Raw genomic sequence first — 19,504 nt, 5'->3', positions numbered from 1 at the left:
CACGTGCAGCACGCCGCGGTCAGCGCGACGCATCGCACCGTTCGCGCCGCGCGCTCGCGCCATCAATGCGGCAACTGCGCGGTGTGGCTGACGAGCGGCTCGTCGGTTTTTTCTTCCGGCGGCAGCACCGGCTCGTCGGCGACCATCTTGCCGTGCTCCATCGAGATCTTGCGGTTGCACACGCGCGCGACCAGCGACGGATCGTGCGACGCGACCACCAGCAGCGCCGCCTTGCCGACGAGACCTTCCAGACGCTCGGCCGCCTTCACGCTGAACTCGGCGTCGCCGACGCTCAGCCACTCGTCCATGATCAGGATGTCGGCTTCGACGCTCGTCGAGATCGCGAACGCGAGGCGCAGCATCATCCCGCTCGAATAGGTGCGCACCGGCAGATTCAGGTAGTCGCCGAGTTCGCTGAAGTCGGCGATCTCGTCGATCTTGCTGCGGATGCGCGCGGGCTTCAGGCCATCCAGAATGCCGCGCAGATAGATGTTTTCGAAGCCGGTCGCGTCGGGGTCGAGGCCCATCGACACGTCGAGCAGCGACGCGATCTTGCCCTGCACTTTGAGTTCGCCGCGCACCGGCGCATAGACGCCCGACAGCGTGCGCAGCAGCGTCGTCTTGCCCGAGCCGTTGTGGCCGATCAGGCCGATGCGCTCGCCTTCCGTGAAGGTGAAGCTCAAATCGTCGATCGCGCGGACGATCGCATGGCGACCCGCGTCCTGGCCGATCCGGCCACCCGTCGTCAGATTGAGCACCGCTTTTTTCAGCGAGCGATGCGAGTTCTCGTAAATCGGAAATTCGACGGAGATGTTACGAGCGACAATCGATGAAGAACTCACAATATCAAAGCCAGTAAGGAACGCGATTACGGAAACGCTTCATCAGGATCTGCGCGAACGCAAAGCCGACGATCAGGAGGCCAATCGACCACGCCCACGATTCCCAGTGGGTCGGACGGCCGGTGAGCGGCGCGCGCACCGTTTCGATCAGGTGATACAGCGGGTTGTATTCGGCGACCCATGCGCGGTCCTTCAGGATTTCCGGCGACCACATGACCGGCGTGAAGAAGAACACCACTTGAATCAGATTCGTGACGATCGGCGGAATGTCGCGAAAGCGTGCGCACAGCACGCCGAGCGTGACGCCGAGCCACACGCCGTGCAGCAGCAGGATCGCGAGCGCGAACGGCACCAGCACGAACTCCCAACCTGGCCAGTGACCGAAGATCACCAGCAGCACAATGACCACCGGCAGGCTGTGCAGCAGAATCACGAAGTTGCGCCACGCGATGCGGCACACGTGCACCGTGAGCGGCAGCCTGATCTGCTTGATCAGATAGGCCGAGCCGATAAAGGCCATGCACCCTTCGTTGGCGACCGAGGCGAGATATGCCCACACGACGAGACCGACCGCGAGATACGGTAGGTAGTCGGAGATTTCCTGATGCAGCAGCGTCGAATACAGCGCGCCGAGCACGACCACCATGATGATCGTGCTGAGCGTGAACCAGAACGGCCCGAGCACCGAGCGGCGATAGCGCTGCCGGATGTCGTGCCAGCCGAGCGTGCCCCACACGCGCACGGCCTTCATGCCGACCAGCAGATCGTCGTTCTGGTTGTGACGCGTCAGATCTTCCGCGTCGTTGGTAAAACTGATATCCATCTTCAGGTACGTCCGTAAATGTCGTCGAAGCGAACGATATCGTCTTCGCCGAGATATTCGCCGCTTTGCACTTCGATCATCACGAGCTCGACGACGCCCGGATTTTCGAGGCGGTGTTTGTGGCCCGCCGGAATATAGGTCGACTCGTTGGTCGACACGAAAAACGCCTTCTCGCCGTTGACGACCTTCGCCATGCCGCTCACCACGACCCAATGCTCGTTGCGGTGATGATGCATCTGCAGGCTCAGGCTCGCACCCGGCTTCACCTCGATGCGCTTGATCTTGAAGCGCGGCCCTTCTTCGAGCACCGAGTACGTGCCCCACGGCCGATGCACGGTGCGATGCACCTTGTACGTCTCATGACCGCGCGACTTCAGCTCCGCGAAAATCTGCTTCACGTCCTGCGCGCGCTCCTTGTTCGCGACGAGCAGCGCATCGGGCGTGTCGATCACGATCAGGTTGTCGACGCCGACCGCGCCGATCAGCCGGCCGCTGCTGCGCAGATATGAGTTCTTCACGTCGACCAGCAGCGCCTCGCCTTCGACGCGATTGCCGCTCGCATCCGCCGGCGACAGATCGGACAGCGCGGTCCACGAACCGACGTCGGTCCAGCCGAGATCGCAGCACACGACGGCCGCGTGCTGGCATTTCTCCATCACCGCGTAGTCGAACGACAGCTCCGGCACCGCGCCGAAGCAGCCCGGTTCGAGGCGCACCTGCGCACCGGTCTTGCCCTCGGCCGATGGCGACTTGTCCATGCATTCGGCCGAGGCATCGAGAATGTCCGGGCAATGCGCGCGCATCTCCTTCAGGATCGTGCCCGCGGTAAAGCAGAACATGCCCGAGTTCCACACGAACCTGCCCGACGCCAGATATTCGCGGGCCTTGTCCAGCGACGGCTTCTCGACGAAGCGCACCACGTTCTCGCCGTCGGCTTCGATATAGCCGTAGCCGGTTTCAGGCGTATCCGGATGCATGCCGAAGGTCACCACCTTGCCGGTCTGCGCGAGCGTGCGAGCCCGCTCGACCGCCGCGGCGAACGCGGCCTGATCGGCGATCAGATGATCGGCGGCGAGCACCAGCATCACCGTGTCTTCACCGTGCGCCTTGGCCGTATGCAAGGCCGCTGTCGCGACCGCCGCGGCCGTATTGCGGCCGAACGGTTCGAGGATGAACGACGTCACAATGCCGTTCGCGTTCACTTCGCGGAAATCGTCTTCGGTTTTGAAGAACAGCTCACGGTTGGTGACCGTCAGCACTTCCGTCACGCCAGGCAACGCCACCGCACGCAGGAAGGCTTTCTGCAGCAGGCTCTCGCCGTCCGCGAGACGGATGAACGGCTTCGGATGCGATTCGCGCGACACAGGCCAGAGCCGCGACCCTGCTCCGCCGCACAGAATGATCGGTAACAAACTCACAGCTCCCTCTCAGTACCGTATTTATTACGCGGTTGCACCGATTTAAATGAATCGGCATAACCCGCGAAAATCAGCGGGTCATGCGGTATGCGTACGCTTTATCTGCATATTGCGAAGCCGGCTACGCGAATCGCATCGGCGGGCACCGTACCGCGATCCCGCCGAGCCATATTCTACCGCCGCACCCTTTCGCCATTGTCAGGCACCGTCAGTACCGCTCGCACCGTCAAGCACCGTTTTGCACTATTTGGCACAACAGGGCGACGCGGCGAACGCATCGCAACGTATTACGGTCAAGGTCGCGCCACGACAGATGCGGGCACGACAACACGTATGAGCGCCGGGCTCAGGAGCGCGCCGCCGGCGACTTCGGAAAACCGTCCGTCAGACACAGCTTCAGCGCGTCGCGCCAGTGCGGCGCGGCGAGCCCGAACACACGCGCCAGCTTGTCGTTCGACATTCTGGAGTTGGCCGGACGCGTGGCTGGCGTTGGGTAGTCCGCGGCGGGAATCGGCAGCGTATTCGGCTTGTTCGGCAGGTCCGCGAGTTCGAAGATCGCCGAGGCGAAACCGTGCCACGACGTCGAATCGCCCGCGCACAGGTGATAGATGCCCGAGCGCTCGGCCCACCACTTTGCGTTGTCTTCGGCGGCGAACGATTGCGCGCACAGATGCGCGGTCAGCGTCGCGATCGTGTTGCACCAGGTGGGCGCGCCAAACTGGTCGGCGACCACCTTTAGCTCCGGACGATCGGCGCCGAGACGCAGCATCGTCAGCAGAAAGTTCTTGCCGCGCGTGCCATACACCCAGCTCGTACGCAGGATCAGGTGATTCACGCCGGTGGCCGCGATGGCCTGCTCGCCGGCTAGCTTCGTGCGCCCGTACGCGTTTTGCGGGTCGGTCGGATCGTCTTCGACGTACGCGCCTTGCCTGGTGCCGTTGAACACGTAGTCGGTCGAATAGTGGATCAGCGCGGCGCCGAGCTTCTTCGCTTCCTCGGCGAGCACGCCCGGTGCTTCGCCATTGATGCGCAGCGCCAGCTCGCTTTCCTGTTCGGCCTTATCCACCGCCGTGTAGGCGGCCGGATTGACGATCAGCGTCGGACGCACGTCGCGCACCACCGCGCGAATCTGGTCGAGGTTCGACAGATCGAGCCGCGAGCGGTCGACCGCGACCACGTTGCCGAGCCCTTGCAGCGTGCGCGCAAGCTCATAGCCGACCTGGCCGTTTACGCCGGTGACGAGGATCGTCCGCGTGGCATCCTGTGCGCTCATGCGATCCCCTTATGCGAAGACTTCGGCGTCGGCGAGGCGCTTGCCCGCCGCATCCTTGGCAGCCAGCAGCGGCTCGAAGTCGATCGGCCATTCGATGCCGATCGCCGGGTCGTTCCACACGATGCTGCGCTCGTGTTCGGGAAACCAGTAATCGGTGGTCTTGTAGAGGAACTGCGCGGACTCCGACAGCACGACGAAACCGTGCGCAAAACCGGGCGGCACCCACAGTTGCCGATGGTTTTCGACCGACAGCGTGACGCCGACCCACTTGCCGAAATTCGGCGAGCTTTTACGGATGTCGACGGCGACGTCGAACACTTCCCCCTCGACCACCCGCACCAGCTTGCCCTGCGCGTGCTGGATCTGATAGTGCAGCCCACGCAGCACGCCCCTCGCCGAGCGCGAATGATTGTCCTGCACGAACTCGACGCCCGCCTCGACCTTCTCGGTGAATTCGAGCGCATTGAAGCTTTCGAAGAAAAACCCGCGCGCATCGCCGAACACCTTCGGCTCGATGATCTTGACTTCGGGCAGCGCGGTTGCGGTTACCTGGATGGCCATGCGACGTGATCCGTAAGAATGTTTTGCAGGTATTGTCCGTAGGCGTTCTTCGCGAGCGGTCTCGCCAGCGCGAGCAGTTGTTCGCCGTCGATCCACTGACGCCGATACGCGATCTCTTCCGGACACGCAACCACCAGACCCTGGCGCTTCTGCAGCGTCGCGATGAAGGTCGCGGCTTCGATCAGCGAATCGTGCGTGCCGGTGTCGAGCCACGCATAACCGCGGCCCATGATCTCGACGTTCAGCGCCGAGTTCGCGAGGTAGCGCGAATTGACGTCGGTGATTTCGAGCTCGCCGCGCGGCGACGGCTTGATGTCCGCGGCGATATCGCAAACCTGCTTGTCGTAGAAGTAAAGACCCGTCACCGCGTAGTTCGAGCGCGGTTTCGCCGGCTTTTCCTCGATCGACAGCGCGCGGAAGTCCTTATCGAATTCGACCACGCCATAGCGCTCGGGATCGTGCACGTGATACGCGAACACGGTGGCGCCGTCCGGCTGACGATTGGCATGTTCAAGCTGCTTCGCCAGATCGTGGCCGTAGAAAATGTTGTCGCCGAGAATCAGCGCCGACGGATCGTTGTTCACGAACTCGCGGCCGATGATGAACGCCTGCGCGAGCCCGTCCGGCGACGGCTGCACCGCGTACTGGATGTTCATCCCCCACTGGCTGCCGTCGCCGAGCATCGCCTCGAAGCGCGGCGTATCTTGCGGCGTGGAGATGATCAGCACGTCGCGAATGCCCGCCACCATCAGCGTGGACAGCGGGTAGTAGATCATCGGCTTGTCGTAGACCGGCAGCAACTGCTTGGAGACGACATGCGTGATCGGATACAGGCGGGTGCCGGAGCCGCCCGCGAGAATGATGCCTTTGCGCGCCATTGCCGTGCCTTTATGCGCGTTGCGCGTAGTTGGTCTCAACCCACTTCCGGTATTCGCCCGAAGCGACTTCGTCAACCCATTGCTGGTTGTCCAGGTACCACTGAACCGTCTTCGCCAGACCGGTTTCGAACGTTTCCGCCGGCTTCCAGCCGAGTTCGCGCTCGAGCTTGCGGGCATCGATCGCGTAGCGGCGGTCGTGGCCGGGGCGATCCTTCACGTAGGTGATCTGGTCGCGATACGAGCCGGCCGATTTCGACCGTTGCTGGTCGAGCAGATCGCACAGCGTGTGCACGACCTCGAGATTCTTCTTCTCGTTCCAGCCGCCGACGTTGTACGTCTCGCCCGGCGTGCCGCGCGCGAGCACTTCGCGAATCGCGCTGCAGTGATCGCCGACATACAGCCAGTCGCGCACGTTCTGACCGTCGCCGTACACCGGCAGCGGCTTGCCGTTGAGCGCGTTGGCGATCATCAGCGGAATCAGCTTTTCGGGGAACTGGTACGGACCGTAGTTGTTCGAGCAGTTGGTGGTGAGCACCGGCAAGCCGTACGTGTGATGGTAGGCGCGCACGAGGTGGTCGGAACCCGCCTTGGTCGCCGAATAAGGGCTATTCGGCGCGTATGGCGTAGTTTCGGAGAATTGCGGATCGGTTGCGGACAGCGAGCCGAACACTTCGTCGGTCGATACGTGCAGGAATCGGAACGCGGCGCGCTCGGCTTCGCCCAGCGTGTTCCAGTAGCTGCGGGTGGCTTCGAGCAGCGTGAAGGTGCCGACGACGTTGGTCTGCACGAAATCGGCCGGACCGTGAATCGAGCGATCCACATGGCTTTCGGCGGCGAAATGCAGAACGGCGCGCGGCTTGTGCTCGGCGAACAGCGCATCGAGCGCGGCGCGGTCGCAAATGTCGACGCGCGCGAAGATGTGGTTGGGATTGCCCTGGAGCGACTTAAGCGTGCCCAGATTGCCCGCGTAGGTCAGCTTGTCCACGTTGAGCACCGCTTCGTCCGATGCATCGAGCCAGTCGAGCACGAAATTGGCGCCGATAAAGCCGGCACCGCCCGTTACCAGGATCATAAATTCCCTTCTAGATATAAGTGACGGGCCGCAGTGACTCTGCCGGTCCGCGCTCCCCGCGTGGTAGTGTCCGCTTCCGTTGGCGGCCGTCGCGCTGCTGCGTACAATCGGCAGACACTCGGACACCAATTCTATGAAAGGCACAATTATAAAGCGGCCCGGGTTAAAAACGAGAACCCTAACAACTTGAAACAGCTAGACAAGTTTCGTATCGACCCAGCTGGATAGCGTTTTCTGGTCACTTTCCGCCAGGTTAGCGGACGCGGCTGGCGACAGGTTGGCGGACGCCTTACAACGGATAACGAAAAGAAAGCCGTCACGCATATGCGCCTATGAGCAGACGTATGCGTACAACAAGGGACGAGCGATAAATGGGAAGCCGACGCAGCCAGCGCACCGCCACTCAGGCGGCGAGCATCCAGCGCAAGGTCTCGATAAACGGAATGGACTCCACGGCCGGCACCATTGCGCGCAATTTGGCCGGCGATCCGATGAGCGTCTTCACGTCGGTTTGCCGGACGAAGGCGGGATTCGCGCGGATGTCCAGTTCGTGCCCGGTCAACTCGCTCGCCGTCGACAGAATGTCGCGCAGCGTATAGGGCGTGCCCGTGCAGACGTTGACGGTCTCGGCTTCAGCCTCGGCGTCGAGCAACGCTTCGTACACGCTCGCCACGTAGCGCACGTCGGAAAAATCGCGCGCCACGTCGATATTGCCCAGTTCGATCGACGGCTCGCGGCGCGCAAAATGCTCGACGATCTTCGGCACGAGAAAGTTCGAAGTCTGCCCACGGCCGGTGTAGTTGAACGGCCGCGCGATCAGGATCGGCAGGCGGTCGAACCAGGTGCGCACCATCGTTTCCATCGCCGCTTTGCTGGCCGCGTAGTGATTGACCGGATGAAGCGGAAAGGTTTCGTCGATCGCGTCGCTGGCCACGTTGCCGTAAACGTTCGCGCTGCTTGCAATCAGCAGCTTGCGCGGCGTGTGGCCGACGTGTGCGCAGGCTTCCAGCAGATTCAGCGTGCCCATCACGTTCACGCGATAGAAATCCAGAGGATCCTGATGCCCGACGAAGCTGATAGCCGCCAGATGCACGATGTAATCGGGCTGCGTGCGCTCGATGACCCGCTGGCACGCATCCGGCGACGTGACGTCGAGCCACAGCCGCGTGGATGTTTCCGGCTCGTCGCGCTCGCCGACCGTCTCGATGACGGCGTGGCCGCGGGCGAGCAATCTCTCGACCAGATAGCGGCCAGTGAAACCGCTCGCACCGGTAACGAGTGTGCGAACGGGTCGCGTGGCCTGAGAAAACGGCATGCTTTCCTGCTCTCCTGTTTGTAGCGCAATATCGCCAGGCATACGTGCTCGCGCCAGCTCCGGGGCCTTCAACGATATCGGTACTTCAAAACCTATATTATGTCAGGCTAGCTTGTTGCACCGCAGAACGCCGACCTCTGTCTCTTACCGCGAATTACGAACCACTCGATTCATCAGATGATCCCCTCCTCCGCTCCCAGCGCCCCGTCTTCTTCCGTGCCCCTCGCGTTCGGCGACCTGCAAGGTTGCCGCAAGCCCTTCCAGCAACTGCTGGCAAAGGCCGCGCCGCCGGACGGAACGCCGCTGTGGTTCGCGGGCGATCTGATCAACCGAGGCGCCGAATCGCTGGCCACGTTGCGCGACGTCATCGCACTCGGCGAACGCGCGGTGCCGGTGCTGGGCAATCACGATCTGCATCTGTTGTCGGTGTCGGCGGGAATTCGCAAATCGAAAAGGGGCGACACGATCGACGATATCCTCGCCGCCCCCGATGCCGCCGATCTGCTCGACTGGATCCGTCACCGTCCGCTTGCGCACTTCGAAAACGGCATGCTGATGGTGCATGCCGGCGTGCTGCCGCAATGGGACGCGGCGCTGACGATGGAACTCGCCGAAGAGCTGCAGCGCGCACTGCGCGCGCCGAACTGGAAGGAAACGCTGGCGGGCCTGTACGGCAACCAGCCGAATCGCTGGACGCCCGACCTGAAGGGCATCGACCGGCTGCGCGTGACCTGCAGCGCGTTGACGCGAATCCGCTTCTGTACGGCGGACGGCACGATGGATTTCAGCAGCAGCGGCACGCTCAGTTCGGCGCCGCGCGGCTGCATGCCGTGGTTCGACGTGCCGTCGCGCCAAACCGAGCACGTGACCGTCGTGTTCGGCCATTGGGCCGCGCTCGGTCTGACCTTGCGCGACAACCTGATCGGTCTCGACTCGGGTTGCGTATGGGGCGAACAGCTATCCGCTGTGCGGCTCGCGCAGAATCCCGCGGAACGCACGCTGACGCAGGTGGATTGCGAATCGTGCCGGGTGGAAAACGGCGGCAACTAGGCGCACGCAGCCAGGCTCGTTCGAATAAGCCGCCGCTTACCAAAACGGATAGCGTCGCATCAAGCGACGCCGGGGCCATCTTGCGATGGCCGTCAGGCCGAATGACTCGAACCGTCAACCGGCGCGATCAGCTTGCCGGCCGGCTCGTCGGACGATACGGGCTGCTCCGACTCCTCAGGCTCCTGCCATACAGCTTCGCCTGTTTTCGCGGTGCCGTGCTGCATCTCCCGCAACGCGGCGCCGACCATGTCCTGCGCTTGTGCGGCCAGCGTGCGCCGATCGGCACCAGGCGCAAGCGGCTCGCCGACGTACACGTGCGCGGTCAGCGGAGCGCCGCGTAACAGCATATCGAGCGAATCGGATAGCGACAGGTCGTCGATATACGCGGGCGCGGTCGACTGCCGGCCCTCGGCGTCTTCATACATCAGGCACACCGGCTGCACCGGCACGCCGGCCGATACCGCGGCCTGGAACATATTCGCGTGAAACGGCAGCAGCGTGAGCCCGTTCGACGTCGTGCCTTCCGGAAACACGCACATCAGCTCGCCCGCGCTCAACCGCTCCGACAGCTCGTGCATGATCCGCTTCGCGTCGCTGCGCTTTTCGCGCTGGATAAACACGGTATCCAGTTGCTGCGCGAGCCAGCCGACCACCGGCCACTGCCGGATCTCCGCTTTCGATACGAACGGCGTGGGCCGCCACGCATTGATCACGTAGATGTCGATCCACGAAATGTGATTGGCGACCACCAGCGCGCCGCGATCGAGCCGCGCTGCGTCGTTATGCACGACGAGCCGCATGCCGCACAGCCGCAGCATCTTCAGCGACCATGCGCGATTGAGCGCGTGACGCCGGTCGGCGCTCGCGTTCGGGAAGCGCGTCGCGACGGTCCACATGCCGTGCAGCAGATGCGCGATGAGACGAATCTTGCGTAACGCGAGCTTCATGACCGTGGCTTTCCTTGACTGGACCCTAACGATACCGCTCAGCGCGCTTCGTATGCGAGCCGACCGGACACGACGGTCGCCCGCACGCGCGCCGGCAGTTCATAGCCGAGGAACGGCGTGTTGTGCCCCTGACTCTTCAGCGCGCGCGGCTCGACGTGCCAGTGCGCGTTGCGGTCGAACACGCACAGGTCGGCTGCCTCGCCGGGCGCGATGCGGCCGGCCGTTTCGAGGCCGAGCACGCGTGCCGGCGACGCGGTGATGCGGTTCAGCGCGGTAGCGAGCGGCACACCTGCTTCGTCGGCCCATTTGATCGTTAGCGACAGGAACAGCTCGAGGCCCGTCGCGCCCGGCGTCGCTTCGTCGAACGGCAGCAGCTTTTCGTCGTCGTCGACCGGCGTGTGGGCCGAGCAGATCGCGTCGATCGTGCCGTCGACGAGACCCGCGCGAATCGCTTCGCGATCGCGCTGCTGACGCAGCGGCGGATCGAGCCGGAACTGCGCGTCGAAGTAGCCGATATCGAGGTCGATCAGATGCACGTGGTTGACGGTCACGTCGCACGACACCGGCAGGCCCTCGGCCTTTGCGGCGCGCACGAGCGCGATGCCCGCCGCCGACGACACGTGCGACAGATGCACGCGCGCGCCCGTCACGCGCACCAGTTCGAAGATCGTATGCAGCGCGATCGTTTCAGCGGAGACCGGCACGCCCGACAGACCGAGCCGCGACGCCAGCGCGCCGCTCGCGGCCACGCCGCTCTTGCCGAGGTACGCATCGACCGGACGCAGCCACGTGGTATAGCCATACGTTTTCGCGTACTGCAGCGCGCGCATCAGCACTTGGGTGTCGACGATCGGCGAGTCGGCCTGCGAAAAACCGACGCAACCCGCCTCGGTCAGCTGGACCATTTCGGTGATCACCTGGCCCTTCAGGCCGACTGTCAGCGCACCCAACGGATACACGTGCGCCTGGTTCAGATTGCGCGCGCGAAACTTCAGCATTTCGACGAGGCCGGGTTCATCGAGCGTCGGATCGGTGTCCGGCGGACAGACGAGACTCGTCACGCCGCCCGCCAGCGCGGCGGCCATTTCGGACTCGAGCGTCGCCTTGTGCTCGTAGCCCGGCTCGCGCAGACGCGCGCACAGGTCGACGAGACCGGGCGCGACCGTGAGGCCGCGCGCATCGATCGTGCGTTCCGCCTGGAAACCGGCCGGCGCGCCGCCGAGCGCGGCGATCTTGCCCGCGTCGATAAAAATGTCCTGCTGCTGTTCGGTGCCCGCTACCGGATCGATCAGCGTGCCGCCTTGAATATGAATCTTCATGCGCTGCCTTTGTTAAACCCGTGGTCCAGCTATTGATCAGTCGTTGCGTGGTGGTTGCTTAGTCGTGATTGCCCGCGACGATTCCCATCACGGCCATGCGCACCGCGATGCCGAACGTCACCTGATTCAGGATCACCGATTGCGGACCGTCCGCGACCTGCGAGTCGATCTCGACGCCACGGTTCATCGGACCGGGGTGCATCACGATCGCATCGGGCGCCGCGAGCGCGAGACGCTCGGGCGTCAGGCCCCAGCTCTTGAAGTACTCCTGCGCCGACGGCAGCAGCGCGCCGCTCATGCGCTCGTTCTGCAGACGCAGCATGATGATCACGTCGACGTCCTTCAGCCCTTCGTCGAGGTTGTGATACACGCGCACGCCCATCTGTTCGAGGCCGCCGGGCAGCAGCGTGCGCGGACCGATCGCGCGCACTTCGGGCACGCCGAGCGTGGTCAACGCATGAATGTCCGAGCGCGCGACGCGCGAATGCAGGATGTCGCCGACGATCGCCACGCGCAGCTTCGTGAAGTCCTTCTTGTAGTGGCGGATCGTGTACATGTCGAGCAGACCCTGAGTCGGATGCGCGTGCCGGCCATCGCCGGCATTGATCACGTGCACGTGCGGCGCACAGTGCTGCGCGATCAGGTACGGCGCGCCGCTCGATGCATGGCGCACGACGAACAGGTCCGCGTGCATCGCCGACAGATTGTTGATCGTGTCGAGCAGCGATTCGCCCTTGCTCGTCGACGACGCGTTGATGTTCAGATTCAGCACGTCGGCTGACAGGCGCGTCGCGGCGATTTCGAACGTGGTGCGGGTGCGCGTCGAGTTTTCGAAGAACAGGTTGAATACCGATTTGCCGCGCAACAGCGGCACCTTCTTCACCTCGCGATCGGTCACGCTGACGAACTGATCGGCGGTATCGAGAATGTGATTGACGATGGCCTTCGGCAGGCCGTCGATCGACAACAGATGCTTGAGCTCGCCGTTTTTCGTGAGCTGCGGGTTGCCCTTCAGGAAGCCGTAGCGGAAGCGCTCGGACGCGCTAGCGGAGGAATTCTGCGGAGCCTGGGTGGCGGTGTTCATGGTGTACCTGCTTCAAATACGGGCTTCAACTTGATCGGTGTCGCGGCGCAGGGCCGCGCGGCGATGCGGGTGACGACGATCCGAAACGACTTCGCGGGAGCCTGCGTGCTGACCGCACCGATAACGTGCGGGCGGCGCGCGACTTTCAATCGACGCGCGCTTCAGTGTGAAAAGAAAACCGCTGAGCGCCGGCGCTACCGTCTTCACGCGCCAGCACGAGCGTCGCGTTCGTGGGCACATCCACCGTGCCGCCGACGAAGCGCGCCGCCACTGGCAGCTCGCGCCCGCCGCGATCGGCGAGCACCGCGAGTTCGACCGACGCCGGCCGGCCATAGTCGTACAGCTCGTTGAGCGCCGCGCGGATCGTGCGGCCGGTGTACAGCACGTCGTCGACCAGCACGATGCGGCTGCCGTCGACCGCGAACGGCAGCGAGGTCGGGCTGGCCTGCGCGTGCAGCCCCTTCTTCGCGTAGTCGTCCCGATGCAATGCGACGTTGACCACGCCGAAGCTCGGCAGCTTCAGATCGCGCGCGAGCCGCTCGGCGAGCCATGCGCCGCCGCTATGGATACCGGCCAGCACCACCGCATCGGCACTACCTGGCGTAGCGGCGAGCCGGTCGCCATACGCCGCGCGAATCTGGTCGAGCAACGCGCGATAAAGCGCTTCGGCGTCAATGGAACTCATGATCGTCGGAAAGTCCGTCTAGATATTGCTGGAGGATGATGCGGGCGGCCTCGGCGTCGAGCATGTCGGCGCGGCCGTTGCCTTCGCGAATTTGTGCCTCGGCCTCGACCGACGAGTAGCGCTCGTCGACCCATGTGACCGGTAGCCTGAAGCGGCCGTTCAGCTGATTGCCGAAGCGCTTCGCGAGCTGGGTGCGTTCGTGCGGGGCGCCGTCCGGATGCATCGGCAGGCCGACCACCAGCGCGTCGGGCTTCCATTCGGTGATCAGCTTGCCGACCGCGTCGAAGCAGTAATCCTTGCTGAGGTTCTGCACGATGACGAGCGGCTGCGCGCGACGCGTCAGCGAATTGCCGACCGCCACGCCGATGCGTTTTTTGCCATAGTCGAACGCAAGCAGCGTCGCCTCACGTCCGGCGGGCAGGCTCATGCGTGCCCAGCCTCGCCCGACAGCATCGACAGCGAAATGCCGAGCAGCGCGAGCGCCGCTTCGAGACGCTCTTCGGCGGGTACGTCGAAGACGATCTTCGGATCGGCCTCGACCGTCAGCCAGCCGTTCTTCGAGATTTCGTCCTCGAGCTGGCCGGCACCCCAGCCTGCGTGGCCGAGCGTGAGCAGGAAACGTTCCGGGCCGGTGCCGCTCGCGACCGCTTCGAGCACGTCTTTCGAGGTGGTCATTTCGAGCCCGCCGGGCACCGACATCGACGACGTATACGCGCTGCCGCCTTTCGGATCGTGCAGCACGAAACCGCGCTCGGTTTGTACCGGGCCGCCGAAGTACACGGGAACATGAAGGAGGGGTTCGATCTCGAGCTTCAGATCGATGCGATTGAAGAGCGCTTGCAGGTCGATATCGGTCGGCCGGTTGATCACGAGGCCGAGCGCGCCGCGCTCACTGTGATCGCAAAGGTAGACCACCGTTCCTGAAAACGTCGGATCCGCCATGTTGGGCATGGCGATCAGGAACTGGTTGGTCAGATTGATGCGATCGGAACTCTTGGACATAGTTGGGATTTTAGCAAAGACGATGCGGGATGGCGGGCTTTGAGCGTGGCGCCACGCTGCGTTTCGCCATCGCGTTTGGCTACCGGGTTGGCGACCGCGTTCGGCCACCGGGTTGGCCAAATGCGCCGCGCGCCATCGACGCCGGATCAAGTTGCACTCTATCACGCGCGACGGCCGCGTCATGCGGCGATCAGGCGGTGCGCGGCAGGGCGGAGCGGCATGCGTGCCGTAGGCAGTGCGGGTCGCACGGATCGTGCAGCTCGTGCAATAAACGGCGCGATTGTGTCTTATCGTGATGAATTCGTGACGGAGCTGGCCGCGTCATCTGGAACGATATGAATCAAAGCAACGCGATGACGCGTTGCCCGCTTCACGCGCTGCCCTGCTCGATCGCGTGCGTAAGCGCGGCGAGGGCCGCCTGCGTGTGGCTGGCGGCGGCCGGCCCGACACCCGCGGCGACTTTGTGCAGCGTCGCGCGCAATGCTTCGGCCGCCTGTTCGAGCGTATCCGCCGCCGGCGCGCTGACGATCACGTGAGCGCGCACCGCCGGCGTCGAGACCCCGGCATGCGCGCGCCGCCGCCACGCCAGCCCGAGCGCATCGGCGAGCAGCGCCACATGGCCGAGGCCGAGCGCGCAGGCCGCCGCGCCGAGCCGGTAGGCGGCGTCGCCCGCCTGCAGCGCCTCGCTCGGATCGGCTTTTTCCGGTTGATTCGCCGCGCGGGCGTGCGCGGCAAGCGCCTCGATCGACGCGTCGGCGGTCTGCAGGAAATCTTCGTACGCATGCGCGTTGACGGTCAGCACGCCGAGATCGCGAGTCAGCGTGCTGAGGCCGCCGCCAGACGACTGCGCGTCGCGCGCGCCCGCCTCCCACAGCATTTCCGACGGCTGCGAGCCGGCGACGTGCCAGTCGACGGTCAGCCCGTAGTCGTGCAGCAGCTCGACCTGCTCGGCATCTTCCGCGGCCGCGCCGAACAACGCGTAGTCGCGCCACAACAGCGCGAGCGTCGCGCGCACCAGCGAGCGCGGCGCCCGCTCGATACCGCGCGCGTGATCGGCGAGCGCGAGGTTGCAGCGCGCATAGAAACGCCGCGCGTCGGTTTCGCGAAGCGCGTGGCCGCCGGTGCGCAGCGCTTTCGCACAGGCCCGCGCGAGCCGCCAGAAGTCATAGGGATCGGGACCGGCGAGTTCGGCGAAAACGGTGTCGAGTTCATCGAGCGCGGCATTGGTGACCGCGAGCGCGACCGCGCTGCCGGTACCGGCCTGCGAGCGCAGCACCGGCAACAGCGCGCGCTCGTAGCGTGCCCGCAGATGCGCGAGCTGATCGGCGGATTGTGCGTGCAGCGAAGTCGGCGGCACCGGCCGTGAGCACAATGCGAGGTCTTCGAATGCGACCGTGGAACCCGACATGTGCTCGGCCAGTTGCGCGCACAACGCGCTGTAGTGATTGAACAGCGCCGGCGAGCAGCACAGCTCGCGCAGATTGTGACGCTCGAGCGCCGCGCGGAAATCGCCCAGCGCCGCGCCGAATACCGGCCGCGCGCCTTCCGCCTCGCCCGGCTCGCCGCTTGCGAGCGGCGACAGACGTACGAGCGCGTCGGCGAAACGCTGCGCGCTGAGCCACCCGGCCGTACGCAGCGCGTGCGATGCGCGCAACAGCGCCGCGCCAGTTTCGCGGCGCTGCTCGAACGCGAGCGTTGCCTCGGCAAGCGCGAGTTCCGCGGGACGGACCGCACCGCCGCGCGGATTGGGCAGGGCGTCGAAGGAAACGGGTGCAGTGGATCGAGTGCTCATGGGCAGGCAACATGAAGCTGGCGGGTCGTCGCTTCGCGCCGTATGCAGAGTTCCACGGCAACGTGCGAACCGGCGACAGAACAATGACAGACTACTGTTGCGACACAACGCGCGCGGCAATATGGCGTGCCGACGCGGTGAGACTGAATGCCGGGCGTGCCGGCGGATCAAGCAGTTGCGCGGCGGACTGGCACCGCGCCTTGTCGTGAACGATCTCTTCGGCACGCCCTGCCGGATCGGCCCTTGCGAGACCAGCCTTTGAGAGACTGTGTCGGTGGGCTCGCTTGAGTGTGCCGCCTCCCGGCAAGCGATGATGCTCGAAGCAACCTCGCACGAGACGCTTTCGCGCTGCTAGCAGACGCCGTGCCGCGCAAGCCGGTGTGACCTACTTCCGGCGCCGTGCCCCGACCATCGAGCCGCCGATGCAGGCAAGCACCGGAACGATCCAGCAGACAAGCCCTCGGAAAAACTAGCCGCCCGTTACCGACCGCTTGCCAGACTTCAGATCTGGACCATCTCGAAATCTTCCTTGCGCGCCCCGCACTCCGGACAGGTCCAGTTGATGGGCACGTCTTCCCAGCGCGTGCCCGGCAAAATGCCTTCGTCCGGCAGGCCGGCTTCCTCGTCGTAAATCCAGCCGCAAATCAGGCACATCCAGCTTTGATATTCCATTCTTGTGTCGCGTCGTTGAGTCCGTGGAAACGGGAGCCATGATGGTACCGTGTTGCCGCCCCCATGCCTAGCAATCGGAAACGCGCAATCGTAGCGTGCGCCGGCCTGCTGGCGGGCTCGTCGGCAAGCGGCTGGGAGCGGCCCGGCAGCCGTTGCGGCCTAACGCCGCGCGATGCTGCCGACGTCCCGGCGATCGATCCGTGGGCTCCTCGCGGCGACGTGGTGTGCTCGTGCCGTCGCGGGCCGGGGCGTGCGAAAAAACGGCCTCCAGCGAGGTTTAGGCCGCATAATTGAGCCAATTCGCGCAGTGCGCGCCAGAAATCCCGCTTCCTTCTATCCATTTCATGCCCAGCGACACGCCTCCGATCGTCCTCACCTTCGGCCTTTCCGATCCCACTGGCGGCTCCGGCCTGCAAGCCGACCTGATGACTCTTGCCAGCATGGGCTGCCACGGCGTCTCCGTGCTCACCGGCTACACCGTGCGCGACTCGGCCAACTGCGATGAAGTCACCGGGCTCGATCCGGAAGTCGTCGCGACCCAGGCGCGCATGCTGCTCGAAGACATGCCGGTCGCCGCGTTCAAAGTCGGCGCGTGCACGCGCGCGGAAGTGGTGAGCGCGATCGCGGAAGTGGTCGCCGATTACGACGACGTCCCGCTGATTCTCGCCCCCGACTTCACGCTCGACGACGAGCACGTGCTGGCCGCCGACGAACTGCGCGAAGCGATCGCCGATCTGCTCGCGCCGCAAACCACGCTGCTGGTCGCCGATTCATCCACGTTGCTCGCGCTGGCGCAGCCTGATGGCGACGCCGAAGCGCCGAGTCTCGACGCGGCGATCTCGCACCTGCTGTCGCAGGGTTGCGAGTACATCTTGTCGACGGAGACGGGCACGCACCGGCTCGTCAATACGCTGTTCAGCGAAGATGGCCAGTTGCGCCAGGACATGTGGGACCGTGGCAGCCAGCGGCTGTCGGGCATCACCGACACGCTCGGCTCGGCGATCGCCGCCTTGCTGGCCAATGGTCAGGAACCCGCGGAAGCGGTGCGCGAAGGGCAGGAATATCTGTACCAGGCGATCCGCAATGCATTTCGGCCCGGCATGGGCGCCTATATGCCCGACCGCTTCTTCTGGGCGCGCAGCAGCGAGGACGAAGAAACGCCGCCCGCTCCCGGTCAGGGCGCGGCCCCGGGCGAAGCGCGGCACTAAAGTCCCGAGCCGCGTTACGCGGCCAGTCGATACCGGAAACCCGCATTTACGCGGGTTTTTCCGTTTCTGGAACCTGTCTTTTGCGATAGCCGGAAATTTTTCCACGCATTAAATCCGAATTGCATCGATTGGCATCGATTAATACGGTTAATGCTGCAACGAGTCCCTTATGGGGCAAGTAGTTTATTAATTCTATTTCGCATGACAACATAAAATTCATCTTGAATCGCGTAACCGGATGTTGTATGGCGTAATTAAACGTTACAACGATGCCGCCCCCATCAGGCTAGACTTTACGAATCACAAAACTGTCATATGACCCCATATGTCTTTTCCTGTTTTCTTCATCCATCTACCGAAATGCGGCGGTTCGACCGTTATTTCGTTCTTTGATTTGAATAAAGGTAAAGACCAATTCATCAGCTTCGTCTGGGATCAGGCTGGCTGGGAACACTGCCGCGCGAAGCTGCTGGCCACCCGCGTTGGCGGCGGGCATCAGCCATACGGCATTCATCGCACGCTCAAACATCCGCTCAGCTATTGCACGATGGTGCGCGATCCGCTCGCGCGTCAGATCTCGCACTACTGGTATGCCGCGAGCGGCAAGAATGGTGAAGTCAACCGGGGCGTCAGCGTGTCGACGCCCGAAGCGCTCGCGCAGCAAGGGGTACTGTCGCTCGACGAATGGGTCGGCGAATCGCTCGGCGGCAGGAATCTGTTCGTCCAGATGCTGAGCGGCGAAGCCACGGTGAATGAAGCGAGTCTCGCGATTGCGCAAACTCATCTGCATGAGCAGATTGGCACAGTCGGCGTTTGCGAGAACATGAGCGAATTTCTGCTGCGGCTTTGCGGCACGAACGGCTTTAAATTACCGTTCTATTTCGAAACCAACAGGACCAATGGCTCGCCGAAAGGAAAGAGTCATCTGAGCGAAGCGGCGAAGCAAAGGTTTATCGACGACAACAGTTTCGATTACCAAATCTTCAATGACGCAACCCGCATAGTCGAAAGCTATTCCGAGCAAACCGGCAGTGTGTTTTCAAATGCACTTGAACTGGTTCAGGTCATTCAGGCGGAAATAAATAAGCTCGATAATCCGCATGTCTATACTTCGCCGGTTTTCGGCTTCGATGGCTCTTTCCTCACGAAAGTCCACGAGGTAATCGACCGCTTCGATCTCGCGCCGATCGACACCTATCTGGAATTCGCGCAAAGCCAGCGGTGTCCGCCGGTCGACCTGTTCGATGGTTTCGTCGACACGATACAAAACGGCGTCGTGTACGGCTGGGCCGTCAATCTCAGCCGGCCCGAGCAACGCGTCGCGCTCGAGGTCCGGGTCGGCGCGCAGACCGTCGCGACCGGCTGGAGCGGCGAGCATCGCCCGGATGTCGCCGGCGCCGGTTATCCTACGTCGAACAGCGGATTTTCGATTCCGCTGCCCGAAGGCATTCCGGAGGGCTTTCACGTTGCGATCGCCAATTCCACGGAAAGCCTGCACAATGCCGGCGCCTGGCGGCAAGGTTGGCATTGTGAATAAGCGTCAGGAGAGTCAGGAGAATCCAC

19 protein-coding genes are annotated in these 19,504 nt (G+C 63.8%); 3 read left to right on the top strand and 16 right to left on the bottom strand.

Annotation, left to right across the window (positions count from 1 at the left end; all coding sequences use genetic code 11):
* Nucleotides 1–62 precede the first annotated feature (62 nt).
* The 8 genes from L0U82_RS03205 to L0U82_RS03170 form a co-directional block, all read right to left on the bottom strand.
* The gene (locus L0U82_RS03205) at nt 63–842 is read right to left on the bottom strand and encodes an ABC transporter ATP-binding protein (protein ID WP_233828443.1); all 780 of its coding nucleotides are present in this window, start codon (nt 840–842) and stop codon (nt 63–65) included.
* A 4-nt stretch (nt 843–846) separates the two neighbouring features.
* Nucleotides 847–1,665 (bottom strand): ABC transporter permease, encoded by an 819-nt coding sequence (locus tag L0U82_RS03200; RefSeq protein ID WP_233828442.1) that lies wholly within the window; start codon nt 1,663–1,665, stop codon nt 847–849.
* Between the two features lie 2 nt (nt 1,666–1,667).
* A complete protein-coding gene (locus L0U82_RS03195) occupies nt 1,668–3,083 on the bottom strand; it encodes a mannose-1-phosphate guanylyltransferase/mannose-6-phosphate isomerase (RefSeq protein ID WP_233828440.1) in 1,416 nt (471 codons plus the stop codon).
* Nucleotides 3,084–3,429: 346 nt separating this feature from the next.
* Nucleotides 3,430–4,356 carry a dTDP-4-dehydrorhamnose reductase gene (gene rfbD / locus L0U82_RS03190; protein WP_233828439.1) on the bottom strand — a complete coding sequence of 309 codons (927 nt, stop codon included), beginning with the start codon at nt 4,354–4,356 and terminating at the stop codon, nt 3,430–3,432.
* A 9-nt stretch (nt 4,357–4,365) separates the two neighbouring features.
* Nucleotides 4,366–4,917, bottom strand: coding sequence for a dTDP-4-dehydrorhamnose 3,5-epimerase (rfbC, locus tag L0U82_RS03185; protein ID WP_233828438.1), 552 nt, complete (start codon nt 4,915–4,917; stop codon nt 4,366–4,368).
* Nucleotides 4,902–5,795, bottom strand: coding sequence for a glucose-1-phosphate thymidylyltransferase RfbA (rfbA, locus tag L0U82_RS03180; RefSeq protein ID WP_233828437.1), 894 nt, complete (start codon nt 5,793–5,795; stop codon nt 4,902–4,904). Before rfbA ends, rfbC begins: the two co-directional genes overlap by 16 nt.
* 10 nt (nt 5,796–5,805) lie before the next feature.
* The gene (gene rfbB, locus L0U82_RS03175) at nt 5,806–6,867 is read right to left on the bottom strand and encodes a dTDP-glucose 4,6-dehydratase (RefSeq protein ID WP_233828436.1); all 1,062 of its coding nucleotides are present in this window, start codon (nt 6,865–6,867) and stop codon (nt 5,806–5,808) included.
* Between the two features lie 403 nt (nt 6,868–7,270).
* A complete protein-coding gene (locus L0U82_RS03170; protein WP_233828435.1) occupies nt 7,271–8,182 on the bottom strand; it encodes a GDP-mannose 4,6-dehydratase in 912 nt (303 codons plus the stop codon).
* Between the two features lie 177 nt (nt 8,183–8,359).
* On the opposite strand from L0U82_RS03170, the gene L0U82_RS03165 reads away from it, so the two are divergent.
* Nucleotides 8,360–9,232 carry a symmetrical bis(5'-nucleosyl)-tetraphosphatase gene (locus L0U82_RS03165; protein WP_233828434.1) on the top strand — a complete coding sequence of 291 codons (873 nt, stop codon included), beginning with the start codon at nt 8,360–8,362 and terminating at the stop codon, nt 9,230–9,232.
* Nucleotides 9,233–9,324: 92 nt separating this feature from the next.
* Here the strand turns inward: L0U82_RS03165 and L0U82_RS03160 are convergent, their stop codons facing one another.
* The 8 genes from L0U82_RS03160 to L0U82_RS03125 all read right to left on the bottom strand — a co-directional run bounded on the left by L0U82_RS03160 (nt 9,325) and on the right by L0U82_RS03125 (nt 16,733).
* Nucleotides 9,325–10,179, bottom strand: coding sequence for a lysophospholipid acyltransferase family protein (locus L0U82_RS03160; protein WP_233828432.1), 855 nt, complete (start codon nt 10,177–10,179; stop codon nt 9,325–9,327).
* 38 nt (nt 10,180–10,217) lie between these two features.
* Entirely contained in the window at nt 10,218–11,498 is a 1,281-nt protein-coding gene (locus L0U82_RS03155; protein ID WP_233828431.1) for a dihydroorotase, read from the bottom strand.
* Nucleotides 11,499–11,556: 58 nt separating this feature from the next.
* The gene (locus tag L0U82_RS03150; RefSeq protein ID WP_233828430.1) at nt 11,557–12,582 is read right to left on the bottom strand and encodes an aspartate carbamoyltransferase catalytic subunit; all 1,026 of its coding nucleotides are present in this window, start codon (nt 12,580–12,582) and stop codon (nt 11,557–11,559) included.
* 145 nt (nt 12,583–12,727) lie between these two features.
* Complete coding sequence (gene pyrR / locus L0U82_RS03145) at nt 12,728–13,267, bottom strand: bifunctional pyr operon transcriptional regulator/uracil phosphoribosyltransferase PyrR (RefSeq protein ID WP_233828429.1); 540 nt, start codon at nt 13,265–13,267, stop codon at nt 12,728–12,730.
* Nucleotides 13,254–13,694: a Holliday junction resolvase RuvX gene (gene ruvX / locus L0U82_RS03140; protein ID WP_233828428.1), complete on the bottom strand. Its 441-nt coding sequence runs from the start codon at nt 13,692–13,694 to the stop codon at nt 13,254–13,256. Before ruvX ends, pyrR begins: the two co-directional genes overlap by 14 nt.
* Entirely contained in the window at nt 13,691–14,269 is a 579-nt protein-coding gene (locus L0U82_RS03135; RefSeq protein ID WP_233828427.1) for a YqgE/AlgH family protein, read from the bottom strand. Before L0U82_RS03135 ends, ruvX begins: the two co-directional genes overlap by 4 nt.
* 370 nt (nt 14,270–14,639) lie before the next feature.
* Complete coding sequence (locus L0U82_RS03130; RefSeq protein ID WP_233828426.1) at nt 14,640–16,061, bottom strand: hypothetical protein; 1,422 nt, start codon at nt 16,059–16,061, stop codon at nt 14,640–14,642.
* 501 nt (nt 16,062–16,562) lie between these two features.
* Nucleotides 16,563–16,733: a rubredoxin gene (locus tag L0U82_RS03125; protein ID WP_233828424.1), complete on the bottom strand. Its 171-nt coding sequence runs from the start codon at nt 16,731–16,733 to the stop codon at nt 16,563–16,565.
* Nucleotides 16,734–17,077: 344 nt separating this feature from the next.
* Between L0U82_RS03125 and L0U82_RS03120 the strand changes: the two genes are divergently transcribed.
* Nucleotides 17,078–17,941, top strand: a complete 864-nt coding sequence (locus L0U82_RS03120; RefSeq protein ID WP_233828422.1) for a hydroxymethylpyrimidine/phosphomethylpyrimidine kinase — start codon at nt 17,078–17,080, stop codon at nt 17,939–17,941.
* A gap of 325 nt (nt 17,942–18,266) precedes the next feature.
* Entirely contained in the window at nt 18,267–19,478 is a 1,212-nt protein-coding gene (locus tag L0U82_RS03115; RefSeq protein ID WP_233828420.1) for a sulfotransferase family 2 domain-containing protein, read from the top strand.
* Nucleotides 19,479–19,504 lie beyond the last annotated feature (26 nt).

It is taken from the genome of Paraburkholderia sp. ZP32-5 (assembly GCF_021390495.1).
Classification (GTDB): Bacteria; Pseudomonadota; Gammaproteobacteria; order Burkholderiales; family Burkholderiaceae; genus Paraburkholderia.
The sequence above is the reverse complement of the archived record's forward strand: the minus strand, read 5'-3'. Positions and strand labels throughout refer to the sequence as shown.

Coding starts and splice junctions, on each gene's coding strand:
- L0U82_RS03200 (WP_233828442.1), bottom strand. CDS start 1,665: ATGGATATCAGTTTTACCAACGACGCGGAAGATCTGACGCGTCACAAC.
- rfbD (WP_233828439.1), bottom strand. CDS start 4,356: ATGAGCGCACAGGATGCCACGCGGACGATCCTCGTCACCGGCGTAAAC.
- rfbC (WP_233828438.1), bottom strand. CDS start 4,917: ATGGCCATCCAGGTAACCGCAACCGCGCTGCCCGAAGTCAAGATCATC.
- rfbA (WP_233828437.1), bottom strand. CDS start 5,795: ATGGCGCGCAAAGGCATCATTCTCGCGGGCGGCTCCGGCACCCGCCTG.
- rfbB (WP_233828436.1), bottom strand. CDS start 6,867: ATGATCCTGGTAACGGGCGGTGCCGGCTTTATCGGCGCCAATTTCGTG.
- L0U82_RS03170 (WP_233828435.1), bottom strand. CDS start 8,182: ATGCCGTTTTCTCAGGCCACGCGACCCGTTCGCACACTCGTTACCGGT.
- L0U82_RS03165 (WP_233828434.1), top strand. CDS start 8,360: ATGATCCCCTCCTCCGCTCCCAGCGCCCCGTCTTCTTCCGTGCCCCTC.
- L0U82_RS03160 (WP_233828432.1), bottom strand. CDS start 10,179: ATGAAGCTCGCGTTACGCAAGATTCGTCTCATCGCGCATCTGCTGCAC.
- L0U82_RS03155 (WP_233828431.1), bottom strand. CDS start 11,498: ATGAAGATTCATATTCAAGGCGGCACGCTGATCGATCCGGTAGCGGGC.
- L0U82_RS03150 (WP_233828430.1), bottom strand. CDS start 12,582: ATGAACACCGCCACCCAGGCTCCGCAGAATTCCTCCGCTAGCGCGTCC.
- pyrR (WP_233828429.1), bottom strand. CDS start 13,267: ATGAGTTCCATTGACGCCGAAGCGCTTTATCGCGCGTTGCTCGACCAG.
- ruvX (WP_233828428.1), bottom strand. CDS start 13,694: ATGAGCCTGCCCGCCGGACGTGAGGCGACGCTGCTTGCGTTCGACTAT.
- L0U82_RS03135 (WP_233828427.1), bottom strand. CDS start 14,269: ATGTCCAAGAGTTCCGATCGCATCAATCTGACCAACCAGTTCCTGATC.
- L0U82_RS03130 (WP_233828426.1), bottom strand. CDS start 16,061: ATGAGCACTCGATCCACTGCACCCGTTTCCTTCGACGCCCTGCCCAAT.
- L0U82_RS03125 (WP_233828424.1), bottom strand. CDS start 16,733: ATGGAATATCAAAGCTGGATGTGCCTGATTTGCGGCTGGATTTACGAC.
- L0U82_RS03120 (WP_233828422.1), top strand. CDS start 17,078: ATGCCCAGCGACACGCCTCCGATCGTCCTCACCTTCGGCCTTTCCGAT.
- L0U82_RS03115 (WP_233828420.1), top strand. CDS start 18,267: ATGTCTTTTCCTGTTTTCTTCATCCATCTACCGAAATGCGGCGGTTCG.